Source organism: Chryseobacterium capnotolerans, from assembly GCF_021278965.1.
Taxonomy (GTDB): Bacteria; Bacteroidota; Bacteroidia; order Flavobacteriales; family Weeksellaceae; genus Chryseobacterium; species Chryseobacterium capnotolerans.
The window spans coordinates 1,089,049-1,111,876 of the sequence record NZ_CP065589.1; the positions used below are offsets into that span (position 1 = coordinate 1,089,049).

A 22,828-nucleotide genomic window follows, 5' to 3' on the forward strand; every position below is an offset into this window, starting at 1 on the left:
ATAAGGTTAAGTTTTGTTTGATCATTTTTGATTTTTAGGTCTCAATTTGAATAGCACAAAGAAGCGTTTTCCTGCTTCCATAGCCTCTTTCTTCCAACTTCTGGTTCTTTTTGTAATATTAAGTAATTCTAAGCCATATTAATAAATTGTTTATTTTTATTAAAAATAATATCACATATTGGAGAGTTTGTTTGTTTTTTTTAACTTTACGCTACAAAATGAAAAAATATGAATAAATTCCCTCACCCTAAGTATGCCTTTTCAAAAGGCTCAGATAGAAGTTGTACGCAACATTCTTATTCCAGGAATAGCTCCTAGATTGTATTGATTTATTTCAACCCTATTGATTGGTACTTATTTCTTTATATAAAAATAAAGATCGTTTTTCTGTTTCCAAAATAGTTTGAAGAAGCAGAACAAGCATTGGCTTTTAACATTATTGATTTAATGTTGATAGTCTGTTGTAAAATAAAAATCAATCAATACTATTTCTTAATGACCTCTGCAAAAGACCTGAATGAATATTATAAGAGGAATGAAGTTGATCATCTAGATAATCTTGATGAGAATTTAAACAGCTAAAACTTCATCCTTGAAAAACTCTTTACTGAACCATATACCAAACAATTATAAAATTTACCTATGAATTCAATACAACTGCCGGAAACTTTCCTGGCATTATCAGATTTCAGAAAAAATGATGTTTATGTGCCTGAACTAGATCGAGATCAGATTATCTCAGATTTTTTTCCTGGAACCTTTACAGAACTTACCCAGCGTCTTTCAGATATTACAGGAGCCTTTTATGGTGGATTACTGAAACAAACCGGTAAGCTTTATGGTGAAGAAGCCGTTAATGATCTTTCTACCGCCTTTATGTATGATCTTGGATCACGAATGGCCTTAAGAAACTTAGAATCCAAACCTAATTTACATCCAGGAATTCCGGCCGTAGCAAAAGTATTGATAGCAGCAGTTTTTACATCCAGTCCCGAATATAATTTTGATTTCAAAGAATTAAATGACCACAGAGTTGAACTACTGATTAAAGGAGTAGACCGTTACCACAAGATCGCACAAAGTCTCCAAATCGCAGGACTGCTGAAATGGCCGGTTATAGAACCTTTTATACAGGGAGTATGCGATACCATGGGACTGGATGTTTTACTTGAAATGAAAGTTCTGAAGCTCGCTCCAGACAGCTTATGTGTATATGAGGTGATTGTGGAGAAGAAATAGTTTTTTAAGATAAAAGATAAAAGATAAAAGATAAAAGATAAAAGATAAAAGATAAAAGATAAAAGATAAAAGATAAAAGATAAAAGATAAAAGATAAAAGATAAAAGATAAAAGATAAAAGATAAAAGATAAAAGATAAAAGATAAAAGATAAAAGATAAAAGATAAAAGATCTTGTCATTAAACAACATTGTCTCAATGCATATCCATGCGGATATCAACATCAATAGGAGCGGGCTAAAGCCTAGTGGTGGTCGGAAGAATATCCGACCATTTTATTTTAAGTTTTAAAAACTTTATCAGGATTTCCCCCTGCCCCTATTATTAATATAGATATGGCAAGGTTCCTTATCTCCATAGCAAATCTTCTTTTGGCTGTTTTATATCCTATATTATTTGCTTTTTTATAGATGAGAATGAGCATAGCTGTAATAAGAGTCATGTAAATCATTACTTCTATACCATTTTTATTGAGTGAAAGAAGATGACTAGCATGAAGTTCCTGTTTTAGAAATCTAAAAAACACTTCAATGTCCCATCTTTTCCGATAATAATCCGCAATATCTTTTGCAGAGATTTGAAAGTCATTGGTTAGAAACCAAAATTCTTTTTCAGGTTGCTGTTTGCTGCTTACTACAACCAATCTGAAATGTGTTTCAATTTGCTCCTCCTTATTATAAGTTTTCCCTTTTTGAGTTGGGACAGGTTTTGACGAATATAACTTTACTAAACTATCTTTTATGAGTACAATTTCTCCTAAGTCGATATTCTGATCTTTTTCAATAAAAGACTTTATTTCTTCATGTTTTCTATTTTCTTTAGATCTTATAACAAAAAACACCCCTTTATCATCAAATTCTTTCATTCTTTGGGCAGAACCCAATCCTTTATCTATAATATAAATATTGGCATGTTCTTTTTCTCTTTTCACATGTTGCAATACAGCTTCAGAAAGAGCATTATCTTCTGCACAGTATTTAGGAGTATTGTAAATTTCAACTCCGCAAGGAAGCAGCCCATCAAATAAGACACTATACTTAATAAATTTCTTACCTCCGTTTTGAGCAATGCCTTCCTTTAATTTTCCAGCTGCTTCACCAATAACAGTGCTATCTGTTCTGATTAGATCATATTTTTCTCTTTCTGCCGGGTTATAGGAATCACAGAACATATTATAGATACAATCGTAGATTTCTTTAAAGTATCTTGAATCGATTTTTGAAAGCCTCTCAGAAATAGAACTGCGTCTTACAGTTTCAGTTTCATCAAGATTGAATAAAGCCTTAAATACAGGATCTTTAAATGTGTCTTCCAGTGTTCGCTGGCTTAATTTTTCATTGCTGGTAATGGCAAATAACAGAAGATAAAACATCTTTCTGCCTTGAAGTACTTTAGAATAATGATCTACTTTGGTATTGGCTGAAAGATGAGATAAGAGGGCTTCAGGAATAAAGCTTAACAACTGGGAAACTGAAATTTTGTGCTCGCTAAAAATGGACATATTAATAAGTATACTTATCAAAGATAAAACTTAAGTAACCCAAAATGAAAATCGGAAGAAAAAATCTTCCGACCATCACTAGGCTTTAGCCCGCTCTCATTATAAATCAATATTCATCTGGCTTTAGCCAAAATTTAACAGCATCAGAATTTATTCGTTTGGCTGTGTATTTATAAAAATATCTAGGGTCAGAACGGCCGGTCAATGCAGCCTAAACCTTGTAATCCATCCTCACCAATAGAATCTACCTCATGGGATTATTGAATGTCTTCGATCCATTCAACTCCGCTAATGTCAATTAGTTTTATGGTATGAATTTCATCTTTTTGAAGAATATCCTCAGTTCCTATATTAATATCTGCTTTTGCTCCCAATGGAATAATAAGGCTGTGTTTTCCGGGTTTTACTTTGGCCACATAATGGTTTTTAATATGGTCTTTAGAAAACTTTGAAAGCTCTTTATGATCGATTTCCTTTAGGATATTTCCGTTTTTATCCAGAATATGAATGCCAATGAGGAAAGAACCATATACATCGGCGCCTTCCGTTCTGTACACTTCAAATTTTAAATCAGAATTATTAAGGGAAATATTGGAAATCTCAATCTTTGGTTTTACAGATTTATTATGCAAGGTTCCCCAAACACCACCATGAAAATATTGATTGGTGAAAAGGGTAAGTCCAAAAATTAACAGGGAACCTATCAGTACAAATACCTTAGGTTGGGTAATAGGAAGTATTCCCGAACCAAGCCATTGGAACCATTTCGATTGTGTGAAAAGCTTGTTTTTCTTTATAAAATAATTATCAAAAGAATAAGAACCACTTCCGGTAAGGAAGAGGACAAAGCCGCCTGCAATACCTAAAACCCCAATTTGCCATTCATCCAGGCAGGTTGTTCCCAGCCAGCCAGAACCCAATAAAATTCCTAGAGCAAGACTGAAAATTCCTATACTCATCAAACGGGTAAAGAGGCCAAGAATAATAAATAATCCTACGATGGCTTCGATAATTGTAAAGATCATCATGGATCTCTGTAAAGCATCCGGATGGGTAACAAGATATTCGATAATGGGTTTAATGCCTAAAGCATTGGGGAGAAAATGATTGAATTTTTCCCCGATATATCCCTTTTCATCAGGAATAAGCTTGTTTTCGAGGATAAGTCTGCGCCAAAAGGCTGAAAAATAAGTCCATCCGATAACCATTCGGAGAGATAAAGTATATAATCCGGCCAAGTCGTATGACTGGCTGTTTGTAGTATGTTTCATTGAAGTTCATATTGTATTGTAAAAAACTGAGTATAATAGCTTAAAAAGTTTTAAACCAGATTTAATTTCAGTCTTTTAAATAGAATATACTTCGGCGGGCTGTTTCCTGTAGTATGCCCTGAATATTCATTAAAAAATAGTTTGGTTTCCTTTGCTTTTTTTAAAATAGCATTAGCATCCCCAAAAAACCCTTGGTATTTGGATTTTACGTTAGCTTTTGAAATAGATATCTTTGAGGAAATCGTAGAAGAATCACAGTTTAGAGAAAGCCCGGAGGTTATTTTTACTTTATTTAAACCGCTGATGTATTGAATGTCAAAAATATCAAGAACATTTCTTTTAACAGAACATGGCGATAATGAAAACACTAGTATAAGCATCGTAATGATGGCTTTGTAAGTCTTCATATGGATTCTTGTTTCTGACATTCCTACAAAACTACACTTTATTTTAATGTTAGCTTAATAAATTTTAAAAATTCATCCTGCTGATCTACAAATAAATAGTGTGAACAATTATCGATAAGCTTAAAATTATTTTTTCCCGCGATATTTTTAAGGTTGTTCAGTTGTTTTTCAGAGAAAATTCCATCATTCTTTCCATAAACGGCAAAAAGAGGAATGCCTTTTCTTTTGATTTCTTTTAATACCGCTGTGTTATCAAGGTTATTCAAATGTTCATTCTGGTAGAACTTAATAGGAGCGTTATGGTTTCTGATATTATTTTTATAAAATTCACCGGCTTCATATTCTTCTCTTAAGCTTTTGCTTTCAACGGTAGGATTGGGCATATTGAAGAAATTGAGTTTACTGGCTATTTCGTAGCATCTTTTTCGGTAAGCTGCAGAATGCTTATCCAGATTTTCTATTTCAGAAATTTCCTGTAGCAGAACCGGTTCATTTTTGAAATGCTCTTTAGCTTGATTTAAAATATGATTATAGGTTTCCTGTTGGGTAAATAAGGCTCCTGCAAGGGTAAGGGTTTTTACTTTTTCCGGAAACTGATTGGTAAATAAAGTTCCGATGATTCCTCCAAAGCTATGGGCAAGAATATGTGCTTTTTTGAGATGATAAGTCTTATAAATCTGATTCAGATCTTCAAAACTTTCTTTGAAGGTCATGGTGGCATTTTCATCTTTGGAGCGTCCTTCGCCTCGTCTGTCGTATACAATTACATAGAAGCCTTTATCAGCCATATTTTGTGCTGTAGTTCCTTCAAATAAAGTAGCATTTCCACTGGGGCCGCCATGGATAAAAATAACGGCAGGATTTTCTTGATTTCCATAGGCTTTTGAATAGATATTCTGAGCATGAAGAGAAATTAAAAATAAGGAAAACAGAAGAGAAAATAGTGATTTCATGGCTGATATTTGAGGTTGCTAATCTAGTTAATATTTCTGAGGTGTTGCATGAAAAGTTATGGGTCGGGAATATTGTAAACAACCCCGTCAAGAATTCAAAGAATTTTTGACACTTCACCTCTGGAAGGGAATTTTCTACTCTTCAACTGATATTTTCAAAATCATTGGAAAAAATAATCTATTAATAAAAAACATATGAGATGTTCTTTCACACTCAAGAAACTTCCATCTTCCAGCATCTATCTTCCTTTTCTTAAAAATAAAATACTACTGACTAACAGTTGTCACAACCTTGTCTTATCTTTATGCCATTAAACTAAAACAGATACTTCAATGAGTTATTGCTTAGCTATAGACGGAATGCAGCCTGAGAGCAGAAAGGAGCTGCACAAAAACTACCATGATAATTATTATGGATTTCCTATTCATGATGATAATGAATTATTTGGAAGGCTTATTCTGGAAATTAATCAGGCAGGCTTAAGCTGGGAAACAGTTTTGAAGAAAGAAGAGAGTTTCAGAAAGGCGTATGATAATTTTAATATTAAAAAAATAGCAGCCTATACAGAGGAAGACCGTGAGAGACTTTTAAGCGACAGCGGAATTATCAGAAACAAACTAAAAGTAAATGCTGCCATTGAAAATGCCAAAACGATTATGGAACTGCAAAAAGAATTTGGTTCATTTGAGAAATGGCTGGAACATCATCATCCTAAAACATTACCCGAATGGATGAAATTATTTAAGAAAACATTCAAATTTACAGGAGGCGAGATCGTGAATGAATTTTTGATGAGCACAGGTTATTTGAAAGGATCACATCATGAAACCTGTCCCATTTATGCAAAAGTGTTGGATCAGAATCCTTTATGGAACAAAGAGGAGAAAATCTAGAACAATTGAAACTTTGGTAAAAATAGATCATGCCGGCATCGATTTGCCGGCATGAGCATTTATTTTAGACTTCTTACTGAAACATCGGGCTTTTCACCCTGGGGAACAATAAAAATAGCATTGTCACTAATGGTATCTCCCGGATCAAAATAATAACTTCCGGTTACAGGAATCGTACTGGTAGTAAATTTTCCGGATTTGTCATAAGCAGAATAGGTTACATTGAGCATCTGGGCCTTCATTTTCAGTTCAATCTTTTTAGAAGTAAGCCTGGCTCCGGTTGCATTCACACAATCCAGTTCTACAAGACCAATATTACTTACAATCTGGGGAAAAGCAGACAGTCTGATATTGTAAGCTTTATCTGATTTATTTTTCACTGATGCTGAAACTTTATAACGGTCATATTGTTTCCCACCAGATTCAACACTTTCTTTGTTGAGAATATTAAAGGTAACATCCATACCGTTAACTTCTAAAGTCTGGCCATCGGAAATCTTTTGTGCATAGGCAGGGTGATAACAAAAAAATGTTGTTGTGAGGGTGATTAAGAATGCCAGATTTTTCATTATATTATTTTATGTGTGAATTGGTTATTAAATTTACATAAAATAATAAAATAAAGTATAATTTACTTTTTAATTATTATTCTTGTTGAATTTATTTATTTGTTTTCAGGGGATTTTTCGATTAACTGTCTGTGCTCTATTCCCCATTTTTCAAACTCCAGGATAATTGGTTTCAGTTTATAACCGATTTCCGTCAGTTCATATTCTACACGTGGCGGAACTTCAGCATATATTGTTCGGGTAATAATCTTGTCTTCCTCCAGTCTTCGAAGTTGTAGTGTAAGCATACGTTCTGTAATGTTTTGAAGGCGTTTCTTCAATTCACCAAATCTCATCTTACCATTAATGAGATAGCAGCAGATAGCCAATGCCCATTGCCCACCAACGATATTTGAGGCATAAATCTCAGGACATTCATCTGCAAGAGCCTTTTTATTAGAAAAATTGGTTGAGGTTTCCTTTATTTTAGTCATTACTTACATTTTTTATAGTACCCTACAATGGGTTGCTAATGTACAAAATGTAGGTAACAAGTTGTAACTTTGCTATAGAAATTTAAACATAATGAAGACTTTAGTGATTGTCACACATCCTGAAATTGAAACATCTGTCATTAATAAAAGATGGATTGAAGAATTGGAAAAAAATCCCGAAAAATACACAGTACATCAATTATACAAAGCATATCCTGACGGAAAAATTAACGTAGCAAAAGAGCAGGAGCTTATGGAGTCTCATGATAATATTGTATTCCAGTTTCCTTTCTACTGGTTCAGCAGTCCGCCACTTTTGAAGCAATGGCTGGATGAGGTTATCCTGTATGGTTGGGCTTATGGAAGTAACAGCGGATATAAACTTGCTGGCAAAAAAATGGCGTTAGCGGTTACTGCCGGTATTGATGAAGACGTATACTCTGCTTCAGGAAAATATAAATATACGATGGAGGAACTTCTTAGACCTTATGAACTAACCTTTGAATATATTAAGGCACAGTATGAAGATCCTTTTGTTTATTACGGTATAGAGCGTAATCCTTCTGATGAATGGATTGAGAGAAGTGTTCCGATGTATCTTGATTTTTTGGAAGCTCTTTCATGTCAAGCTAAATTAGCCCTTGATAGTTGCCAAGACTCTCTTTAATATTTGTCAATATATTTGTTCCTGTAAATAGTAGAGACGGGGCGAGGTTTTTGTACAGTAAGGTTATATTTAACTGATATATTTTGCATTAAAGCGATCCAGGTCTATGGCTTGCTCCTGAAAATATTCTTTAAATGTATCGGATAGTTTCTTGTCTTTAAATTTTACAAGAGTATATCCGCTATCAAAAGCAATAATTTCCAGAATACCTTCCTGAATTGAAAAATGATTGGATTTCCAAACATTCATATCTTCTGCAGATAATATAGAGAGTAGGGAGGTATCTGTTTCAACATGATTTGGTATAGCTGATATTATCCCCCAAATGATCTGGGTATTGCTTTGATAAAGTTGTTCAAATTCTTTATAATCCAGATCAAAAAAATCTCTATCAAAATTGATAGGAAGGGGTTGATCAGATATAAAATCAAGATCAGTCAGAATCCAGCGGTAATGGATAAGATCACCCCATATAGGTTTTAAAACTTCTTTAAGATTGGTATGAAATTGTACTTTTTTTGTACTTCTGATAACCCAGTTCATTTATTATCTATTTAAAACCCTGTTAATTCTCTTTTCGGCCTCTTCTTTTGTAATTCCATTATAAAAATCATCTACAAAAGGATGCTCATAGCTTTGGTGCGGAAAAACAAATGGCCGTCCAATAGAATTGTCAACCACCACCGTGGTAGGAAGACTTTCTTGGAAATCATAATCTGGGAGATAGGTATTAAGCCATCCGAAATATTCAGCTTTAAATTCTTTATTATCGTAGTTTTCTACATATTCATTGAAGTTCTTTTCACTTAAAGAAACCCAGACTCCATATTCAAGATCTCTGCAGTCATCAGTAACCTCTTGTACTAAAACAGTCCGTATAAATCTATGGGTGTCCTCAGGAGTTTTAACTACACAAAGATCCGGTGTAAGTTCAGCATTTTTCAGTTCCTCATCAGGTAAACAGGAATAAAAATAAGGGGAATTATAAGCTAATGCAGGCCAGTCTTCTTTTTCTTCACCACAGCATTCACAGATGTATTTCATGATTTATTTTGCTTTTCAGCTAAAATACTTAAAAATCCTTATCCTACCGTAGGGGTATCCTCTTCCTTAAGTATTTTTTTCTCTTTGATGCTAAGCATCATGCGCTCATACTTATATTTCTCCCAGTCAAATTGGTTCAGGAAATCAAGGGCTGCCTGAAAGCCTCTGTTGAAAAGGTCCTCTTTCTCTTCCTTTTTCATAAAGAAATTGAGCCAGCTGCTGGTTCCACAATTAACGGTTTGTATGCTGTACAGGCGGTAGAAACTATGTTTGGTAAGAAAAACTTTGTCATTGAATCCCTGTAAAGTACTGATGATATTTCCGGCATAGCTGAAAGGAGTTTTGAGAATTTCCTCACTCGTTTTTCCTCTTTCAGAAAGAAGATCAGAATCACTTGTGAGCTGCACTCCAAAAAGAGGCATCCTTGGATAAAAAACTTCATCTGCATGAAACAGATCAATAGGGAAATTGGAAATACTCCCACCATCAATAAAAACTCCGACAGGATTAATATCTTCCTGTTTCGTATTCATCCAGAATTTCCAGGCATATTTTACAGAACTATCATCCTTATTGATTCTTTTCTGAAAAGGCTCAAAGAAAAAAGGAACAGACATGGATGCTCTCACAAACTCTGCTGGACTTATATGTTTCAGTTCCTCTTCAGACCAGTATAAATTGGCCATAGTAGGCAATTCTACCTTTATTTTGGCATTAATATCTGTGGTAATTACTACATATTCAGATCGAAGAAGGTAAAAAGGATTGTTTTTATAATAATCATTATTCACAGCACTATCGTAGAAGATCTTATATCTTGTATGATCAATATGTTCCAGATTTTTATCCTTGATTTTTTCAATACCGGCTAAAGTGATATTATAATATTCCTGCCCGTTTCCATAGCGGTAGTTGAGGTTGAGGCCGTACTCCTTTTGTATAAACTTCTCATTAAGATTGGCTACTGTTTTAATCCCAAAATTATCCAAAGCCGTTTTCATGGTATTCTGGAAAACATTCCCTGGATTAAGTCCGCTATTTTCCTTTCTGAAGTTGTTGTATAATTTTTTGATACAGAAAAAAGAATGATTGCCGGAATCAAAGGAATTAAAAACATCAGTTTGGCACTTAGGATACTTCCGGAAGGAGCTGCAAAGGGAATACTCACAAGAATAATGAATAAAATAGCGCCAATAACCGCATTGATCTTGAAGAAGTTTTTATTGTTCAGCATGGCATGGAGGGTCGTTTTTACATACGTTTTTCCATCCATAAAATCAGCAAAATCCCAGCTGAAAAGAATCTCTTTAATAAGCTCGCTTTTAGGTTCTTCCTTGGTCTTACAGGCCGCAATAAGCATAGTGTTAATAGCTCCGGCACTGGTTCCTGCAATTTTCAGAAAACGAATTCCAAAAATCTCCAATCCATAAAGATAGCCTACCAGCGCACTTCCCCAAACTCCACCGCCTTCCTGTACAAATTCTATATACTGATTGCCTTTCGCGTCCAGAAGATCAGAAAATTCTTTGGCAGAAATATTCTCATGCAAAGCAATAAGTTTATCCTTAGAAGCTTGTGAAAGAGAGTCATCCTGTAGAATTTTATTAAGATCTTCAGTTTTCATGGTCTCTGATTTTCTGTTTGTAATATTTTGTTTTGGTTATTGCAAACCGTAAGGCAAGCAATCTCTAAATTACTATTTATTTGGAAACCATAAGACTATTTTTATAATAAAGATTGATGATCTTTTTATTTAGAACATAACTAAGGATACTGCTATATCGAACTCTCTCTCAGATCATGGAAATTAAGTAGATTTTTCCAGAGTCATCTGCGTAATCTGTGTGATCTGCGAGAAATATAATTTCGATGGTCAATTTTAATCATAGATTACAATCCAAGAAGTCTTTTATGATTAGAAAATCACCACTGTCTGCGTCTCACATAGATAAATGTACTGATGACAACCAGTGCCATACCGCCTAACGTAAAGTAATAGCCATATTTATGATGAAGCTCCGGCATATTATCAAAATTCATCCCGTAGACTCCAGCAATAAAGGTAATCGGTAAGAAATAGACTGAATAAATGGCCAACACTTTCATGACCTGATTCGCTTTCTGATCCGAAAGGGCCAGAAACATCGAAATAAGGTTGGTAATCTGGATATTCAAATGGTCAAAATCGGCCACTACATCCTTATGTTTATCCTTTAAATCCACAGTCTCAGAATCCTGAAGATCCAATAGTTTAAACTTATCAATAGCATCAGTGGAAATAACCAACACCCGTGAATTTAATCCTGATTTTCTTTTCAGTTTGTACAGTCTTCGGATCTGGCTTGTATGGTTGGTGTTTTTAAGGAAGATTTCATTTTCAATATTGTCCATAGTTTCCAATAAACTCACTGATTCATCATCAAAGCTTTTCATAATCAATATGGCGATCATTAAAGCTATTTTCTGGGGAGTGGCTTCTTCTTGTGTGAGCGTTAGTTTTTTCTTGGTTTCAGAAATACTTCTGGTTTTCATCCTGTGGATGGTGATAATAGTTTTATCCAGAATGAAAATCGCGATCTTTGTACTAATGTCGCTGATGGTATTCAGGTTTTTTCTTTCCAGTTCGGTACTTTCACGGAGAAGAAAAAACTTTACATTCCCGTCTTCCTCATATTTGGGAAGGTGATTGGGGTCTATGGTGTCTTCCAGAAGAAGGTTGTTGATTTCGTATCGTTCATGAAGGAACTTCAGGTCTTCCGCAGTAGGAGCCTCTACATCTACCCATTCACAGTGGGTACTTCTGTATATTGTATCAATTGGCATAGAGTAAAAATACTAATATTTTGAAATACTATGTTTTAAATAAGTTTATCTTTGCCAAAATTATTAAAACTATATGATTAAAAGTACAATAAAAGGTGTGGGATTTTATGTTCCAGATAACGTTGTTACAAATGATGATTTAGCCAAACTGATGACAACCAATGATGAATGGATTACGGAAAGAACAGGCATCAAGGAACGAAGACACAGAAAAAACAGAAATGATTCTCAGGAAACGGCTGCTTACTTAGGATTCAAAGCATCAGAAAAAGCCATTGAAAAAGCAGGTTTAACGGCTAAAGATATCGATTATATTGTTTTTGCAACCCTTTCACCGGATTATTATTTTCCTGGTTGTGGAGTGTTGCTTCAGGACATGCTGGGATGTGATACCATCGGAGCATTAGATGTAAGAAACCAGTGCTCAGGATTTGTATATTCTATGAGTGTTGCCAACGCTTTTATCAAATCAGGAACCTATAAAAATATCCTTGTGGTAGGAGCAGAAGTTCATTCTTTCGGATTAGATTTTTCTGATGAAGGAAGAGGGGTTTCTGTTATTTTCGGAGATGGAGCAGGAGCAGTAGTGCTTTGTGCAACTGAAGATGAAAATGCAGGAGATATTCTGGCCATGAATATGCACTCTGAAGGAAAATATGCCGATGAACTGTGTACACAGTTCCCGGGTTCTAAGTTCGGATGGAGCGATAGAATGAGAAAAGAACCGGAAAATGTAACCAATAAAGAAGTATATCCTATTATGAACGGAAACTTCGTATTCAAACATGCGGTAACAAGATTTCCTGAAACGATGATGGAAGCTTTGAATAAAGCTGGGAAAACAGTAGAAGATCTTGATATGTTTATTCCTCATCAAGCTAACCTTAGAATTGCTCAGTTTGTTCAGCAAAAATTTGGGTTACCGGATGAGAAAATATTTAATAACATCCAGAAATACGGGAATACAACGGCTGCTTCTATTCCAATTGCTTTAAGTGAAGCTATTGAACAAGGGAAAATCAAAAGGGGAGATTTAGTTCTTCTTTCTGCTTTTGGAAGCGGATTCACTTGGGGAAGTGTTCTTTTTGAATATTAATCAGGTAAGAGATTATATGGCAACTCAAAAGATTGCCCAACAAAAAAATAAAAAAACCGCAGAACTGTCTGCGGTTTTTTATTTTATATTTTCACTTGTAAATTAAAGGCTTTTCAATAATTTCTCGGTATCAGAAGAGTCCTGGCCTTCATTTTTCGCCAGTTCAATAGCTTTTTCAGCCCATAATTTTGCATTTTTCTTATCACCAATCTTATGATATAGGTTTGCCAGGGTATCTGTATTGGCAAAGCTTTGATCTTTCTTTACAGATTCCTGTGCCCAGACTACAGCTTTTTCTAGGGATTCTTTATTACTTACATTTTCAAAAAAGTTCCATGCTGCTGAGTTCAGTTCATTAGAACCTGCCTTGGAGTAATCTTGATATACTTCTAAGGTAAGTTTTTCATAAAGAGCGACGTCTTTATTTTTTAAAGCTCTGCTGGCTTTTAGTTTTTTTAATAATCTTTCTGCATTGTCTTTGCTTACCAACTTCTGAGCTTCTGTAATGAAGTACTGATCATCCCAGGTCTTTGTATCCGGGTTATAAGCCTTTTTAGTAATGGTGCTCATTTGGAAGTTCTGATTGAATTTTTCATATCTGTCATCAGGGAAAAGTTTCGAAATCTCTGATTTCTTGTTCTGAAAGATCTTATATAAAGGGCTTTCAGTAGTCTGTATACCTGAAATAAGCAATTGAGCATCCTCCTGGTCCATCGTTGGCTTCACTTGGAAATAACGGCTCAGGACTTTTTCTGCAAATTCAGCATCATTATAAATGGTAAGCTCTGCCAGGTTTTTTAAAAATACTGGATCCTTTTCTCCTTTTTCAAATTGTTGTTTTAAAGAAGTCAATCTTTTGCTCGGATCTCCAGCATCCATTGCAAACTGAATGAAATCTTTTTCTTCTACATATCCTAATGTTCTGTGTATAGCTTCACCATTTCCATCTATAAATAAATAGGTAGGGAATGCTTTTACATTATATTTTTTGGCAAGTTCTATTCCTTCCCCTTTTTCCATATCAATTTTAGCATTGATAAAGTGGGTATTATAATAATCACCTACAGCTTTTAGAGGAAAAATATTTTTTACCATTAACTTACATGGTCCACACCATGATGCGTACGCATCTACAAAGATCAGTTTGTTTTCTTTTTTAGCTTTGGCAAGGATAGAGGCAAAATTGCCGTCCTCAAATTTGATGCCTTGTGCCCAGGCCAATGCACCTATAAATAGAGTAGAAAGTATTGCTATCTTTTTCATAAAAAACGTTTTGTTTCCTGCAAATGTAATAAATATGATGACATTTAAGTTGTTCACATTGAAAATAATTATTGAAGAACTTTATTTTTAATACAGATATAGGCTTATATGAAAGAAAACCATCCATTGTTTTGGACTAATTATTAAAATTAATGTAAATGCTTATTTTAGTTAAATGATTAAATTTCAATAGAATATTTTAATAAAAAGTAAAATATTACTAATTTTGTAGAAAACAAAAAGACACCCGTGAGAAAATGATGAGTTATTATAAAAATAATAATTTGTTTTTTTATGTCTAATAATCTATTGAAACTTCTGCTCTTGCTGGTCACAGCAATCTCCATATCTGCCCAGAAAAAAAACAACTTCGATCAAGCGTGCGAAAGAACTTCCTCTATCACTGCCTATAAAGATTTACCGAAGGCCATTAAAACAGCCGATTCTCTTTATAGGGTTGCTCATCAGCCATTAGAAAAAGTGAAAAGTTTGATGCTGTCCTCAGAGCTTTATCATCATGGAGGTGATCTTAAAAAAGCAATATGCTATAGTGAAAATGCCCACTCATTAATTGAGCAGGCTCATGATAAGGAATGGATGGCCCGCGTATGCAAATTATTAGCGAGACAATATAGACAGGTAGGGTTATACGAAAGAGCTAAAAAATATATTATTAAAGGTCTGGGAGCTTCCCGAGAAATTTCCAATTTCCAAAACAGTAATGAAGTTGAAGGCCTTCTGAATCAAGAAATGGCCTTTTATGAAATGGAGGTTGGAAACTATGTAAATGCAATACAATACATCGAGTTTTCCTTAAAGAATTTTGGAAAAATAGACAGCCAGAATGAAGATAGGACCGAAGCTGCTTCTTATCAGCTGCTGGGAGATGTTTATTTTAAACTTAATGATTATGCTGTTTCTGAAAATTATTACAGGAAAGCAGAGGATTTGCTTAAGGCCGGAAGCTGTACCCTTGGTTTAGTTTATAATGGGCTGGGAGGAATTCGGGTAAAGCAAAAGAATTGGAAAGATGCGGAACTATATCTTAAAAAGGCTGAAAACATTGCTGATACTTCACGAAGTTTGAAGCTTAAAAAAGCTGTTTACTCTAATATCAATGATTATTATGAGGGCATAGGAGATAATTTTAAAGCATCTTTATATGCTGTAAAGTATGTAAGGGCTTATGACAGTATTGAAGTCCGTAATCAAGGATTCTCCGGAAAGAGTAAAGAAGTAGCGAAAATCAATAAAGGAAACGGGCAAATGAATGTGGCTAAAAATGCAGCCATCATCATATTGTTTGTTTCATTGGTAGGCTTAATCATCTTTTTCAGAAGAAGACAAAAAGACAGTTTACAAAGCTGAGAAATATTATAAGAACCCAAATGAGTGTAACAAACAGTTATAAGGGATCTTTACTAAGACAGCCTGTAAATTCTGAGTTTTCTAATATATCCGTAGAAGAAATAGATGAAAAAGATTCTGAAGCAGATCGAAAGAGGAATGATTCTCTCATGACCTCCGAAACCGAAACTAAACTGCTTGAACTTCTTGATGAGTTTGAAAAAGGTGATCTTTATAATAATAAAGGAATGTCACTTTCATTTTTAGCCGGAGAACTCAATACCAATACCAAATATCTTTCTTATGTAATCAATCAGCACAAAAATGCAGATTTCAAGACATATATCAATAGATTAAGAATCAATTATATTGTAGATAAACTTATCAATGATGACAAGTACAGGCAATATAAAATCAGTATTCTGGCTGATGAGTGTGGTTTTTCTTCACATAGTAAATTTGCAGCAGTATTTAAGGCGGTTACAGACTTTTCACCATCAGCATATATTAAACATCTTGATGCTGAAAATCAGTTAGATAAAAATGTTCATTTTCGTGAAAACGATTAAAAAGAAATAGCTTGTTATATTCTGTCTTACTATTTTCGCGAAAATGGATAACCTATTGTTTTTTGTAAGACTGCTGCAATCCTATCTTTGCGACAATGTTACGGGAATGATTACAATCATATTACACTTTATCTATTTTATTTTTGAAAGCATTGTCTTTTTACTGAAATAAATATGACTACCCACAACAAACGAAACCATGAAACTTCAGATATGGAACACGTGCATATTTCGTTTTTGATGAAATTGTCACGGTTCCTCTTTTTATCTGCAAAAGAAAATATTCTGATTAGAATATGATTATACAGTATAATCGGGGTTGATTGCCCGGTTTTTTTCAGTCAAGTTTTTTAAGTGCAAATCCACAGAATATCTGTGGATTTGCGATTTTATTTCACTTTTGTACTGTCGGTTTTTGTTTTTGAAGTATCTGGAGTTGCGGGTGCAGGCTCAGAATTAGCCACAGCAGAGTCACCCATTCTGTTTCTTAAGGAGTCTTTGTTGTGAGCATCTTTAAACTCCTCTCTTTTTCTTTGTTTTGAGCACAACTTCCAAGAAAAAGTAGTCCAAGAACTGCTCCTATCCATAATTTTTTCATAATAATACTTTTTTGATGTTAATCAAATATAATCATTTAAGATAAAAGATAAAAGATAAAAGATAAAAGATAAAAGATAAAAGATAAAAGATAAAAGATAAAAGATAAAAGATAAAAGATCTTGTCGTTAAACAACTATTTATTATCAGTATGCATATCCGTCGGATATCAACATCAATAGGGGTGGGCTTTAGCCCTATCAATACATAAAATAACACATTCTATTGGCTTTAGCCAAAACCTAAAATGATATATCATTATTTAATTACAATATGTAGGTTTTATTCATCAATTTTCAACAAAAAAATCTGCAGTGCTTTCAACTGCAGATTTTCCATTTTAAATTAAACGTATATAATACTATTTGGCAGGAGGTGTTGCCATCGAATCCTTTTTGATCTTAATGCTGTCCGGATTCGTCATTTTTGTAGTCATTGTGTCTGTGGTAATGGGTGATGCAGCCCGTGTATTAGCTGAATCACTATTACTAGTGGACATGGATGACTCCTTGGTTCCACAGCTCACTGCAAATAATCCTATGCCGATGGCTGTTAGCAATAACTTTTTCATACAATTTTATTTTGGGGTGTATCAATGAAAAAACAACTATTATTCCTAACAGGGGAATGAAAGTCGTAAAATATAGGTAAAGTTTGTTAAAAGATGTTAGGTAAGTGGAGTTTGAGGGTTTGAGAGTGTTAGAGTGTTAGAGTGTTAGAGTATTAGAGTATTAGAGTATTAGAGTATTAGAGTATTAGAGTATTAGAGTGGGAGATAGGAGATGAGAGATAATAGACGAAGAGATGATAGATGTTTTAGTTTTAAATTTCAATAGTCAATTTTGTTTTGCAAGTGAATCATAGATTACTAATGAAAGGATAACAGCCTTGAACTTTAAACCTTGAGCCTCGTACCTGTATTGCATAAAAAAGCCCCCGAAACCGAAATTCCGAGGCTATGTTGAAAGAACAATTACTTATTGCCTATTTTAAACATTCGCATTTTCACTCTCAAACTCTCAAACTCTCAAACTCTCCAACTTTACCGTATTTCCATAAAAAAGCCCCGAAACCGAAATTCCGAGGCTATATTCAAAGAACAGACAATAATTGCTCATTGCCTATTACTCATTACTCATAATTACCCTAGGTATGGATATTTGTAGTCTTTTGGAGAAACAAAAGTTTCTTTCACACTTCTTACAGATGTCCATCTAAGAAGGTTCATTTTAGAACCAGCTTTATCATTAGTTCCTGAAGCTCTACCTCCACCGAAAGGCTGCTGGCCTACTACAGCACCTGTTGGTTTGTCGTTGATATAGAAGTTACCAGATGCATTTTCTAACGCTTTGTAAGCTTCAGCAATGGCGTAACGGTCTTGAGAGAATACAGAACCTGTTAATGAATAAGGAGAAGAAGAATCAACCAATTTAAGAGTTTCTTTCCAATCCTGATCTTCATAAACAAATACAGATAAGATTGGGCCGAAGATCTCTTCTACCATACTTTCATATTGAGGGTTTGTAGTTTCAATTACTGTTGGGTGTACAAACCATCCTTTAGAATCATCACAACTTCCACCAATAGCTACAGTAGCTTCAGAAGATTCGTTAGCTCTTGTGATATATCCTTTACATTTTTCGAAAGAATTTTTATCGATTACAGCGTTTACGAAGTTAGATGTGTCTTCAGGAGAACCGATTTTAATCGTAGCCATTTGAGCTTCCATTACTTTTTTCACATCAGCCCAAAGAGACTTAGGAACATAAGCTCTTGATGCCGCAGAACATTTCTGTCCCTGGTATTCGAAAGCACCTCTTACTAAAGCAGTAGCTACAGCTTCAACGTTAGCAGAAGGGTGAGCGATAACAAAGTCTTTACCACCAGTTTCTCCAACAATTCTTGGATATGTTCTGTAGTTGTGGATATTGTCACCGATCATTTTCCACATTCCCTGGAATACTTTTGTAGACCCTGTGAAGTGAAGACCAGCGAAATCTTTGTGAGCCAATACTTTCTCAGCAGTTTCTTTACCATCTGTAAAGATCATGTTGATTACTCCGGCAGGAAGACCTGCTTCAATTAACACATCCATGATTACTTTTGCAGAATAAACCTGCTTATCAGAAGGCTTCCAAACTACAACGTTTCCTAACATTGCCATACAGGTAGGAAGGTTTCCTGAAATCGCTGTAAAGTTGAATGGAGTTACTGCAAAACAGAATCCTTCTAGTGGTCTGTACTCTACACGGTTCCAGATTCCGTTGTCAGAAACCGGCTGCTCAGAATACATTTCTGTCATGAACTCTACATTGAATCTTAAGAAGTCGATGAACTCACAAGCAGAATCAATTTCAGCCTGATGTACATTTTTAGACTGTCCAATCATTGTAGCTGCATTGATTACATCTCTGTAAGGACCAGCCAATAAATCAGCTGCCTTTAAGAAAATAGCGGCACGTTGTTCCCAACCTAGTTCGTTCCATGCTTCTTTAGCTGCCAATGCCGAGTTGATCGCATCATCCACATGCTGCATACCACCTTGGTAATAAAATCCGAAGTCGTGAGCATGATCCTGAGGAGACTGAAGCTGTACTTTTGTATCAGTTTTTACTTCCTTTCCATTGATAACCATTGGAATTTCTATCTTCTCAGCCCACATCTTTTTATAAGTGTCGATAAGGCTTTTTACTTCCGGAGATCCCGGTTCATAAGAATTTACCGGTTCGTTTACCGCTAATGGTACTTGCGAAATTGCTTTTGACATATTACGTTTTATTATTTTTATTAAATTAAATAAGTATGTGTATACAAATTTACGATAATTATAAGGAAAGAAAAAAATCTCATCTGTTTTTATGAAATAAACCTAATTGCCCTATAATTATTAGTATATACTGTTTTTTAAGCGTTATTTTTAAAAAATATTTAATGTATTTATTCAATCCTTTGTATAGAAGGAAAATATGTAATGATTTGTTATAATGATGGGAATGGGGACAATAAAATGTTTGTCATAGTTCATAAACTACCTTTAAGTATTGTAAATAAAGGATTTATAAAGAAATGTTAAATTTGTATAAAATTGTGTTTGTTGCGATTTTGAACATTTTAAATAATCTTTTTGATAGCTTGTCTTTTAAGATTACTCTAATTTTACACCATTATTAATCAGGTATGAAAAAAAGAGTCATATTTTTCTCTTTTGTATTGTTTTTCTCAGCTTTATGTGCAGGTCTTTTGGCACATAAAGGGAAAACTGAACCATACGCTGATCTCTTATCAAAAATTCATCTTCTTCAGCAAAAATCGGATCAGCAGACTCAGCCTGAAATCTATAGTTTTTCAGATGCGCAGGATGTACAGGATTCTAATGACTGGGAGAAAGTAAAATTTGATTATTCAATACTTGCTCAGCAATGGCTTCACTATTTCTTTGCCAAGTATACTTTTAATACTTCGGTTGCGGCCGTTCAAAACCGTGTTTATATTACAGCACCAAGGTACATCCTGTACCATGCCCTGCAGATAGCAGGCTGCTAATCCCGTTTTTATAATTTTTAATGATTCGTTATGGTTTGTATTCTTTAATACAGATTCGTAAAGATCATTCCCCCTTTTTACATTTTTAACCTATCTATTTGTCTTTTCAGAAAGACGAACAGGATATCGTTTGTCCAATTTTAAATAAAAATACTATGCACTTAACACCGAGAGAAACGGAGAAGCTTATGCTATTTCTGGCAGGAGAACTCGCTCTAAAAAGAAAGGCAAGAGGCCTTAAATTAAATTATCCAGAATCTATTGCACTGATCAGCCACTTCTTGCTTGAGGGTGCAAGAGATGGAAAAAAAGTAGCTGAACTGATGCAGGAAGGCGCTAATCTTTTAACTAAAGATGATGTGATGCCTGGCGTGGCAGAAATGATCCACGATGTCCAGATTGAAGCTACATTCCCTGATGGAACCAAGCTGGTAACCGTACACAACCCAATCCGTTAATCCCTATTGATTATGATACCAGGAGAAATTTTTGTAAAAGAAGGTACAATTATCTGCAATGAAGGCAGAGAAACTGTAAAGATCAAAGTAACTAATACAGGAGACCGTCCTATCCAGGTAGGTTCACACTTTCACTTTTTCGAAGTCAATAAAGCAATGAGCTTTGATCGCGAAAAGGCTTTCGGAAAGAGACTGAATATTGTAGCCAGTACTGCAGTACGTTTCGAACCGGGAGAAGAAAAAGAAGTGGAATTGGTAGAAATAGGAGGAACCAAAAAAGCAATGGGCTTCAATAACCTTGTTGATGGACAGGTAGATTCTGAAGATCAGAAAAAAGCAAGCCTTGCAAAAGTTGAAGAGTTAAACTTTAAAAATCACTAAGATGAGCTTACAAGTAGACAGAAAACAATACGCCAATATATTAGGTCCTACAGCTGGAGACAAAATCAGGCTGGGAGACACTGAAATCATTATTGAAATCGAAAAAGATTTCACCCATTACGGAGACGAAGCCGTTTTCGGAGGTGGAAAAACCGTACGTGATGGTATGGGCCAGAATGTTACAGCTAAAAGAGATGAAGGCGTTCTTGACCTTTGTATCACAGGAGCAGTAATCATCGATCACTGGGGAATTGTAAAAGGTGATATCGGTATTAAAGACGGTAAAATCGTAGGAATCGGTAAAGCTGGTAACCCTGATACCATGGATGGAGTATCTCCTAACATGATTATCGGTGCTTCTACTGAAGTTCACGGTGGAAAAGGATATATTGTAACTGCGGGAGGTATTGATACCCACATTCACTACATCTGCCCACAACAAATAGAAACTTCTCTATACAGTGGTATTACTACTATGATCGGAGGAGGAACAGGTCCAAATGACGGAACGAATGCGACAACAGTAACTCCAGGGAAATTCAACATGCAGAAAATGCTTGAAGCAGCAGAAGAATACCCAATGAACCTTGGATTTTTCGGAAAAGGAAACTGTTCTGCAGAAGAGCCTATCGAAGAGCAGGTGGAAGCGGGTGCCTTGGGAGTAAAAATCCACGAAGACTGGGGAGCGACGCCTGCAACCATTGATGCAGCTTTAAAAGTAGCCGATAAATATGACGTTCAGGTTGCGATCCACACCGATACTTTAAATGAAGGTGGTTTTCTAGAAGATACAATGAGAGCAATCAACGGAAGAGTCATTCACACGTTCCACACGGAAGGAGCAGGTGGAGGACACGCACCGGACATCATCAAAGCAGCGATGTATCCGAACGTATTACCGGCTTCTACCAACCCTACACGTCCTTACACCATCAATACCATCGATGAACACTTAGATATGCTGATGGTTTGCCATCACTTGAGCAAAAATATCCCTGAAGATGTGGCATTCGCAGACTCACGTATCCGTCCTGAAACCATTGCAGCAGAAGATATCCTTCACGATATGGGAGTTTTCAGTATCATGAGTTCAGACTCTCAGGCAATGGGTAGACCGGGGGAAGTAATCACAAGAACCTGGCAGACGGCAAGCAAAATGAAGGAGCAAAGAGGTGATTTAGCGGAAGATCAGGATAGCGGAAACGATAACTACCGTGCCAAAAGATATGTGGCTAAATATACCATCAATCCAGCAATTGCACATGGTATTTCAGAATATGTAGGATCTGTTGAAGAAGGAAAATTAGCGGATTTGGTTATCTGGAAACCTGCATTATTCGGAGTTAAGCCGGAAATGATTGTAAAAGGAGGATTTGTAATTGCTGCTAAAATGGGAGATCCCAATGCTTCTATTCCAACACCACAGCCCATTATCTACAGAAATATGTTTGGAGCTCACGGAAAAGCTAAGTATGGTATTTGTGCCAACTTCGTATCTCAAATCTCTATTGATAACGGAACTATTGCTTCTTATGGATTAGAAAAAATGATCCTCCCGGTGAAAAACTGTAGAAATATTGGAAAGAAAGACCTTATCCATAATGATAAGACGCCTTTAATTGAAGTGAATCCTGAAAACTATAAAGTAACGGTAGATGGTGAGTACATCACTTGTGAACCGGCAGAAACACTTCCTTTAACACAGTTGTATTACTTGTTCTAAGATAAATCTTA

The 22,828-nt window shown here is 35.1% G+C and carries 25 protein-coding genes; 10 read left to right on the forward strand and 15 right to left on the reverse strand.

Features of this window, described 5'->3' with window-relative positions; translation table 11 throughout:
• Positions 1 to 642 precede the first annotated feature (642 nt).
• Complete coding sequence (locus tag H5J24_RS05050) at positions 643 to 1,239, forward strand: hypothetical protein (protein WP_068944119.1); 597 nt, start codon at positions 643 to 645, stop codon at positions 1,237 to 1,239.
• A gap of 279 nt (positions 1,240 to 1,518) precedes the next feature.
• Here the strand turns inward: H5J24_RS05050 and H5J24_RS05055 are convergent, their stop codons facing one another.
• From H5J24_RS05055 to H5J24_RS05070, 4 genes are all read right to left on the reverse strand, one after another.
• On the reverse strand, positions 1,519 to 2,739 hold the full coding sequence (locus H5J24_RS05055; protein WP_068939257.1) for an IS4 family transposase: 1,221 nt from the start codon (positions 2,737 to 2,739) through the stop codon (positions 1,519 to 1,521).
• A 257-nt stretch (positions 2,740 to 2,996) separates the two neighbouring features.
• Positions 2,997 to 4,010: a TQO small subunit DoxD gene (locus H5J24_RS05060; RefSeq protein ID WP_068944118.1), complete on the reverse strand. Its 1,014-nt coding sequence runs from the start codon at positions 4,008 to 4,010 to the stop codon at positions 2,997 to 2,999.
• 50 nt (positions 4,011 to 4,060) lie between these two features.
• Positions 4,061 to 4,438: a hypothetical protein gene (locus H5J24_RS05065; protein WP_068944117.1), complete on the reverse strand. Its 378-nt coding sequence runs from the start codon at positions 4,436 to 4,438 to the stop codon at positions 4,061 to 4,063.
• 17 nt (positions 4,439 to 4,455) lie between these two features.
• Positions 4,456 to 5,370, reverse strand: a complete 915-nt coding sequence (locus H5J24_RS05070; RefSeq protein WP_068944116.1) for an alpha/beta hydrolase — start codon at positions 5,368 to 5,370, stop codon at positions 4,456 to 4,458.
• Positions 5,371 to 5,703: 333 nt separating this feature from the next.
• Between H5J24_RS05070 and H5J24_RS05075 the strand changes: the two genes are divergently transcribed.
• Positions 5,704 to 6,264 (forward strand): DNA-3-methyladenine glycosylase I, encoded by a 561-nt coding sequence (locus tag H5J24_RS05075; protein WP_068944115.1) that lies wholly within the window; start codon positions 5,704 to 5,706, stop codon positions 6,262 to 6,264.
• Between the two features lie 59 nt (positions 6,265 to 6,323).
• On the opposite strand, the gene H5J24_RS05080 is transcribed toward H5J24_RS05075, so the two are convergent.
• Together H5J24_RS05080 and H5J24_RS05085 are read right to left on the reverse strand one after the other, a co-directional pair.
• Positions 6,324 to 6,833, reverse strand: a complete 510-nt coding sequence (locus H5J24_RS05080) for a hypothetical protein (RefSeq protein WP_068944114.1) — start codon at positions 6,831 to 6,833, stop codon at positions 6,324 to 6,326.
• 95 nt (positions 6,834 to 6,928) lie between these two features.
• Positions 6,929 to 7,306, reverse strand: coding sequence for a winged helix-turn-helix transcriptional regulator (locus tag H5J24_RS05085; RefSeq protein WP_068944113.1), 378 nt, complete (start codon positions 7,304 to 7,306; stop codon positions 6,929 to 6,931).
• A 91-nt stretch (positions 7,307 to 7,397) separates the two neighbouring features.
• On the opposite strand from H5J24_RS05085, the gene H5J24_RS05090 reads away from it, so the two are divergent.
• On the forward strand, positions 7,398 to 7,973 hold the full coding sequence (locus H5J24_RS05090) for an NAD(P)H-dependent oxidoreductase (protein WP_068944112.1): 576 nt from the start codon (positions 7,398 to 7,400) through the stop codon (positions 7,971 to 7,973).
• 69 nt (positions 7,974 to 8,042) lie between these two features.
• On the opposite strand, the gene H5J24_RS05095 is transcribed toward H5J24_RS05090, so the two are convergent.
• The 5 genes from H5J24_RS05095 to H5J24_RS05115 all read right to left on the reverse strand — a co-directional run bounded on the left by H5J24_RS05095 (position 8,043) and on the right by H5J24_RS05115 (position 11,840).
• Positions 8,043 to 8,516 (reverse strand): PH domain-containing protein, encoded by a 474-nt coding sequence (locus H5J24_RS05095; protein WP_068944111.1) that lies wholly within the window; start codon positions 8,514 to 8,516, stop codon positions 8,043 to 8,045.
• 3 nt (positions 8,517 to 8,519) lie between these two features.
• Positions 8,520 to 9,017 (reverse strand): DUF2199 domain-containing protein, encoded by a 498-nt coding sequence (locus tag H5J24_RS05100; RefSeq protein WP_068944110.1) that lies wholly within the window; start codon positions 9,015 to 9,017, stop codon positions 8,520 to 8,522.
• A gap of 38 nt (positions 9,018 to 9,055) precedes the next feature.
• Complete coding sequence (locus H5J24_RS05105) at positions 9,056 to 10,018, reverse strand: patatin-like phospholipase family protein (protein WP_232816081.1); 963 nt, start codon at positions 10,016 to 10,018, stop codon at positions 9,056 to 9,058.
• Positions 10,015 to 10,641, reverse strand: coding sequence for a patatin-like phospholipase family protein (locus H5J24_RS05110; RefSeq protein WP_232816082.1), 627 nt, complete (start codon positions 10,639 to 10,641; stop codon positions 10,015 to 10,017). Before H5J24_RS05110 ends, H5J24_RS05105 begins: the two co-directional genes overlap by 4 nt.
• A 299-nt stretch (positions 10,642 to 10,940) precedes the next feature.
• On the reverse strand, positions 10,941 to 11,840 hold the full coding sequence (locus H5J24_RS05115; RefSeq protein WP_068944108.1) for a magnesium transporter CorA family protein: 900 nt from the start codon (positions 11,838 to 11,840) through the stop codon (positions 10,941 to 10,943).
• Between the two features lie 73 nt (positions 11,841 to 11,913).
• Here H5J24_RS05115 and H5J24_RS05120 point away from each other — a divergent pair, with 73 nt between their 5' ends.
• Positions 11,914 to 12,936 (forward strand): 3-oxoacyl-ACP synthase III family protein, encoded by a 1,023-nt coding sequence (locus tag H5J24_RS05120; protein WP_068944107.1) that lies wholly within the window; start codon positions 11,914 to 11,916, stop codon positions 12,934 to 12,936.
• A 102-nt stretch (positions 12,937 to 13,038) separates the two neighbouring features.
• On the opposite strand, the gene H5J24_RS05125 is transcribed toward H5J24_RS05120, so the two are convergent.
• Complete coding sequence (locus tag H5J24_RS05125) at positions 13,039 to 14,199, reverse strand: thioredoxin family protein (RefSeq protein WP_068944106.1); 1,161 nt, start codon at positions 14,197 to 14,199, stop codon at positions 13,039 to 13,041.
• A gap of 294 nt (positions 14,200 to 14,493) precedes the next feature.
• Here H5J24_RS05125 and H5J24_RS05130 point away from each other — a divergent pair, with 294 nt between their 5' ends.
• On the forward strand, positions 14,494 to 15,567 hold the full coding sequence (locus H5J24_RS05130; protein WP_232816083.1) for a tetratricopeptide repeat protein: 1,074 nt from the start codon (positions 14,494 to 14,496) through the stop codon (positions 15,565 to 15,567).
• A gap of 20 nt (positions 15,568 to 15,587) precedes the next feature.
• Positions 15,588 to 16,115: a helix-turn-helix domain-containing protein gene (locus H5J24_RS05135; protein ID WP_232816084.1), complete on the forward strand. Its 528-nt coding sequence runs from the start codon at positions 15,588 to 15,590 to the stop codon at positions 16,113 to 16,115.
• 389 nt (positions 16,116 to 16,504) lie between these two features.
• On the opposite strand, the gene H5J24_RS05140 is transcribed toward H5J24_RS05135, so the two are convergent.
• From H5J24_RS05140 to pruA, 3 genes are all read right to left on the reverse strand, one after another.
• A complete protein-coding gene (locus tag H5J24_RS05140) occupies positions 16,505 to 16,702 on the reverse strand; it encodes a hypothetical protein (RefSeq protein WP_232816085.1) in 198 nt (65 codons plus the stop codon).
• A gap of 371 nt (positions 16,703 to 17,073) precedes the next feature.
• Entirely contained in the window at positions 17,074 to 17,283 is a 210-nt protein-coding gene (locus tag H5J24_RS05145; protein ID WP_082811258.1) for a cytochrome C551, read from the reverse strand.
• Positions 17,284 to 17,853: 570 nt separating this feature from the next.
• Positions 17,854 to 19,479 (reverse strand): L-glutamate gamma-semialdehyde dehydrogenase, encoded by a 1,626-nt coding sequence (pruA, locus tag H5J24_RS05150; RefSeq protein WP_068944103.1) that lies wholly within the window; start codon positions 19,477 to 19,479, stop codon positions 17,854 to 17,856.
• Positions 19,480 to 19,889: 410 nt separating this feature from the next.
• On the opposite strand from pruA, the gene H5J24_RS05155 reads away from it, so the two are divergent.
• The 4 genes from H5J24_RS05155 (at position 19,890) to ureC (ending at position 22,817) form a co-directional block, all read left to right on the forward strand.
• The gene (locus H5J24_RS05155; protein ID WP_068944102.1) at positions 19,890 to 20,255 is read left to right on the forward strand and encodes a hypothetical protein; all 366 of its coding nucleotides are present in this window, start codon (positions 19,890 to 19,892) and stop codon (positions 20,253 to 20,255) included.
• Positions 20,256 to 20,410: 155 nt separating this feature from the next.
• Positions 20,411 to 20,713, forward strand: coding sequence for an urease subunit gamma (ureA, locus tag H5J24_RS05160; RefSeq protein WP_045499458.1), 303 nt, complete (start codon positions 20,411 to 20,413; stop codon positions 20,711 to 20,713).
• A gap of 12 nt (positions 20,714 to 20,725) precedes the next feature.
• Positions 20,726 to 21,094, forward strand: coding sequence for an urease subunit beta (ureB, locus tag H5J24_RS05165; protein ID WP_068944101.1), 369 nt, complete (start codon positions 20,726 to 20,728; stop codon positions 21,092 to 21,094).
• Between the two features lies 1 nt (position 21,095).
• Positions 21,096 to 22,817, forward strand: coding sequence for an urease subunit alpha (ureC, locus tag H5J24_RS05170; protein ID WP_068944100.1), 1,722 nt, complete (start codon positions 21,096 to 21,098; stop codon positions 22,815 to 22,817).
• Positions 22,818 to 22,828 lie beyond the last annotated feature (11 nt).

Coding starts and splice junctions, on each gene's coding strand:
- H5J24_RS05050 (WP_068944119.1), top strand. CDS start 643: ATGAATTCAATACAACTGCCGGAAACTTTCCTGGCATTATCAGATTTC.
- H5J24_RS05055 (WP_068939257.1), bottom strand. CDS start 2,739: ATGTCCATTTTTAGCGAGCACAAAATTTCAGTTTCCCAGTTGTTAAGC.
- H5J24_RS05060 (WP_068944118.1), bottom strand. CDS start 4,010: ATGAAACATACTACAAACAGCCAGTCATACGACTTGGCCGGATTATAT.
- H5J24_RS05065 (WP_068944117.1), bottom strand. CDS start 4,438: ATGTCAGAAACAAGAATCCATATGAAGACTTACAAAGCCATCATTACG.
- H5J24_RS05070 (WP_068944116.1), bottom strand. CDS start 5,370: ATGAAATCACTATTTTCTCTTCTGTTTTCCTTATTTTTAATTTCTCTT.
- H5J24_RS05075 (WP_068944115.1), top strand. CDS start 5,704: ATGAGTTATTGCTTAGCTATAGACGGAATGCAGCCTGAGAGCAGAAAG.
- H5J24_RS05080 (WP_068944114.1), bottom strand. CDS start 6,833: ATGAAAAATCTGGCATTCTTAATCACCCTCACAACAACATTTTTTTGT.
- H5J24_RS05085 (WP_068944113.1), bottom strand. CDS start 7,306: ATGACTAAAATAAAGGAAACCTCAACCAATTTTTCTAATAAAAAGGCT.
- H5J24_RS05090 (WP_068944112.1), top strand. CDS start 7,398: ATGAAGACTTTAGTGATTGTCACACATCCTGAAATTGAAACATCTGTC.
- H5J24_RS05095 (WP_068944111.1), bottom strand. CDS start 8,516: ATGAACTGGGTTATCAGAAGTACAAAAAAAGTACAATTTCATACCAAT.
- H5J24_RS05100 (WP_068944110.1), bottom strand. CDS start 9,017: ATGAAATACATCTGTGAATGCTGTGGTGAAGAAAAAGAAGACTGGCCT.
- H5J24_RS05105 (WP_232816081.1), bottom strand. CDS start 10,018: ATGAAAACGGCTTTGGATAATTTTGGGATTAAAACAGTAGCCAATCTT.
- H5J24_RS05110 (WP_232816082.1), bottom strand. CDS start 10,641: ATGAAAACTGAAGATCTTAATAAAATTCTACAGGATGACTCTCTTTCA.
- H5J24_RS05115 (WP_068944108.1), bottom strand. CDS start 11,840: ATGCCAATTGATACAATATACAGAAGTACCCACTGTGAATGGGTAGAT.
- H5J24_RS05120 (WP_068944107.1), top strand. CDS start 11,914: ATGATTAAAAGTACAATAAAAGGTGTGGGATTTTATGTTCCAGATAAC.
- H5J24_RS05125 (WP_068944106.1), bottom strand. CDS start 14,199: ATGAAAAAGATAGCAATACTTTCTACTCTATTTATAGGTGCATTGGCC.
- H5J24_RS05130 (WP_232816083.1), top strand. CDS start 14,494: ATGTCTAATAATCTATTGAAACTTCTGCTCTTGCTGGTCACAGCAATC.
- H5J24_RS05135 (WP_232816084.1), top strand. CDS start 15,588: ATGAGTGTAACAAACAGTTATAAGGGATCTTTACTAAGACAGCCTGTA.
- H5J24_RS05140 (WP_232816085.1), bottom strand. CDS start 16,702: ATGGATAGGAGCAGTTCTTGGACTACTTTTTCTTGGAAGTTGTGCTCA.
- H5J24_RS05145 (WP_082811258.1), bottom strand. CDS start 17,283: ATGAAAAAGTTATTGCTAACAGCCATCGGCATAGGATTATTTGCAGTG.
- pruA (WP_068944103.1), bottom strand. CDS start 19,479: ATGTCAAAAGCAATTTCGCAAGTACCATTAGCGGTAAACGAACCGGTA.
- H5J24_RS05155 (WP_068944102.1), top strand. CDS start 19,890: ATGAAAAAAAGAGTCATATTTTTCTCTTTTGTATTGTTTTTCTCAGCT.
- ureA (WP_045499458.1), top strand. CDS start 20,411: ATGCACTTAACACCGAGAGAAACGGAGAAGCTTATGCTATTTCTGGCA.
- ureB (WP_068944101.1), top strand. CDS start 20,726: ATGATACCAGGAGAAATTTTTGTAAAAGAAGGTACAATTATCTGCAAT.
- ureC (WP_068944100.1), top strand. CDS start 21,096: ATGAGCTTACAAGTAGACAGAAAACAATACGCCAATATATTAGGTCCT.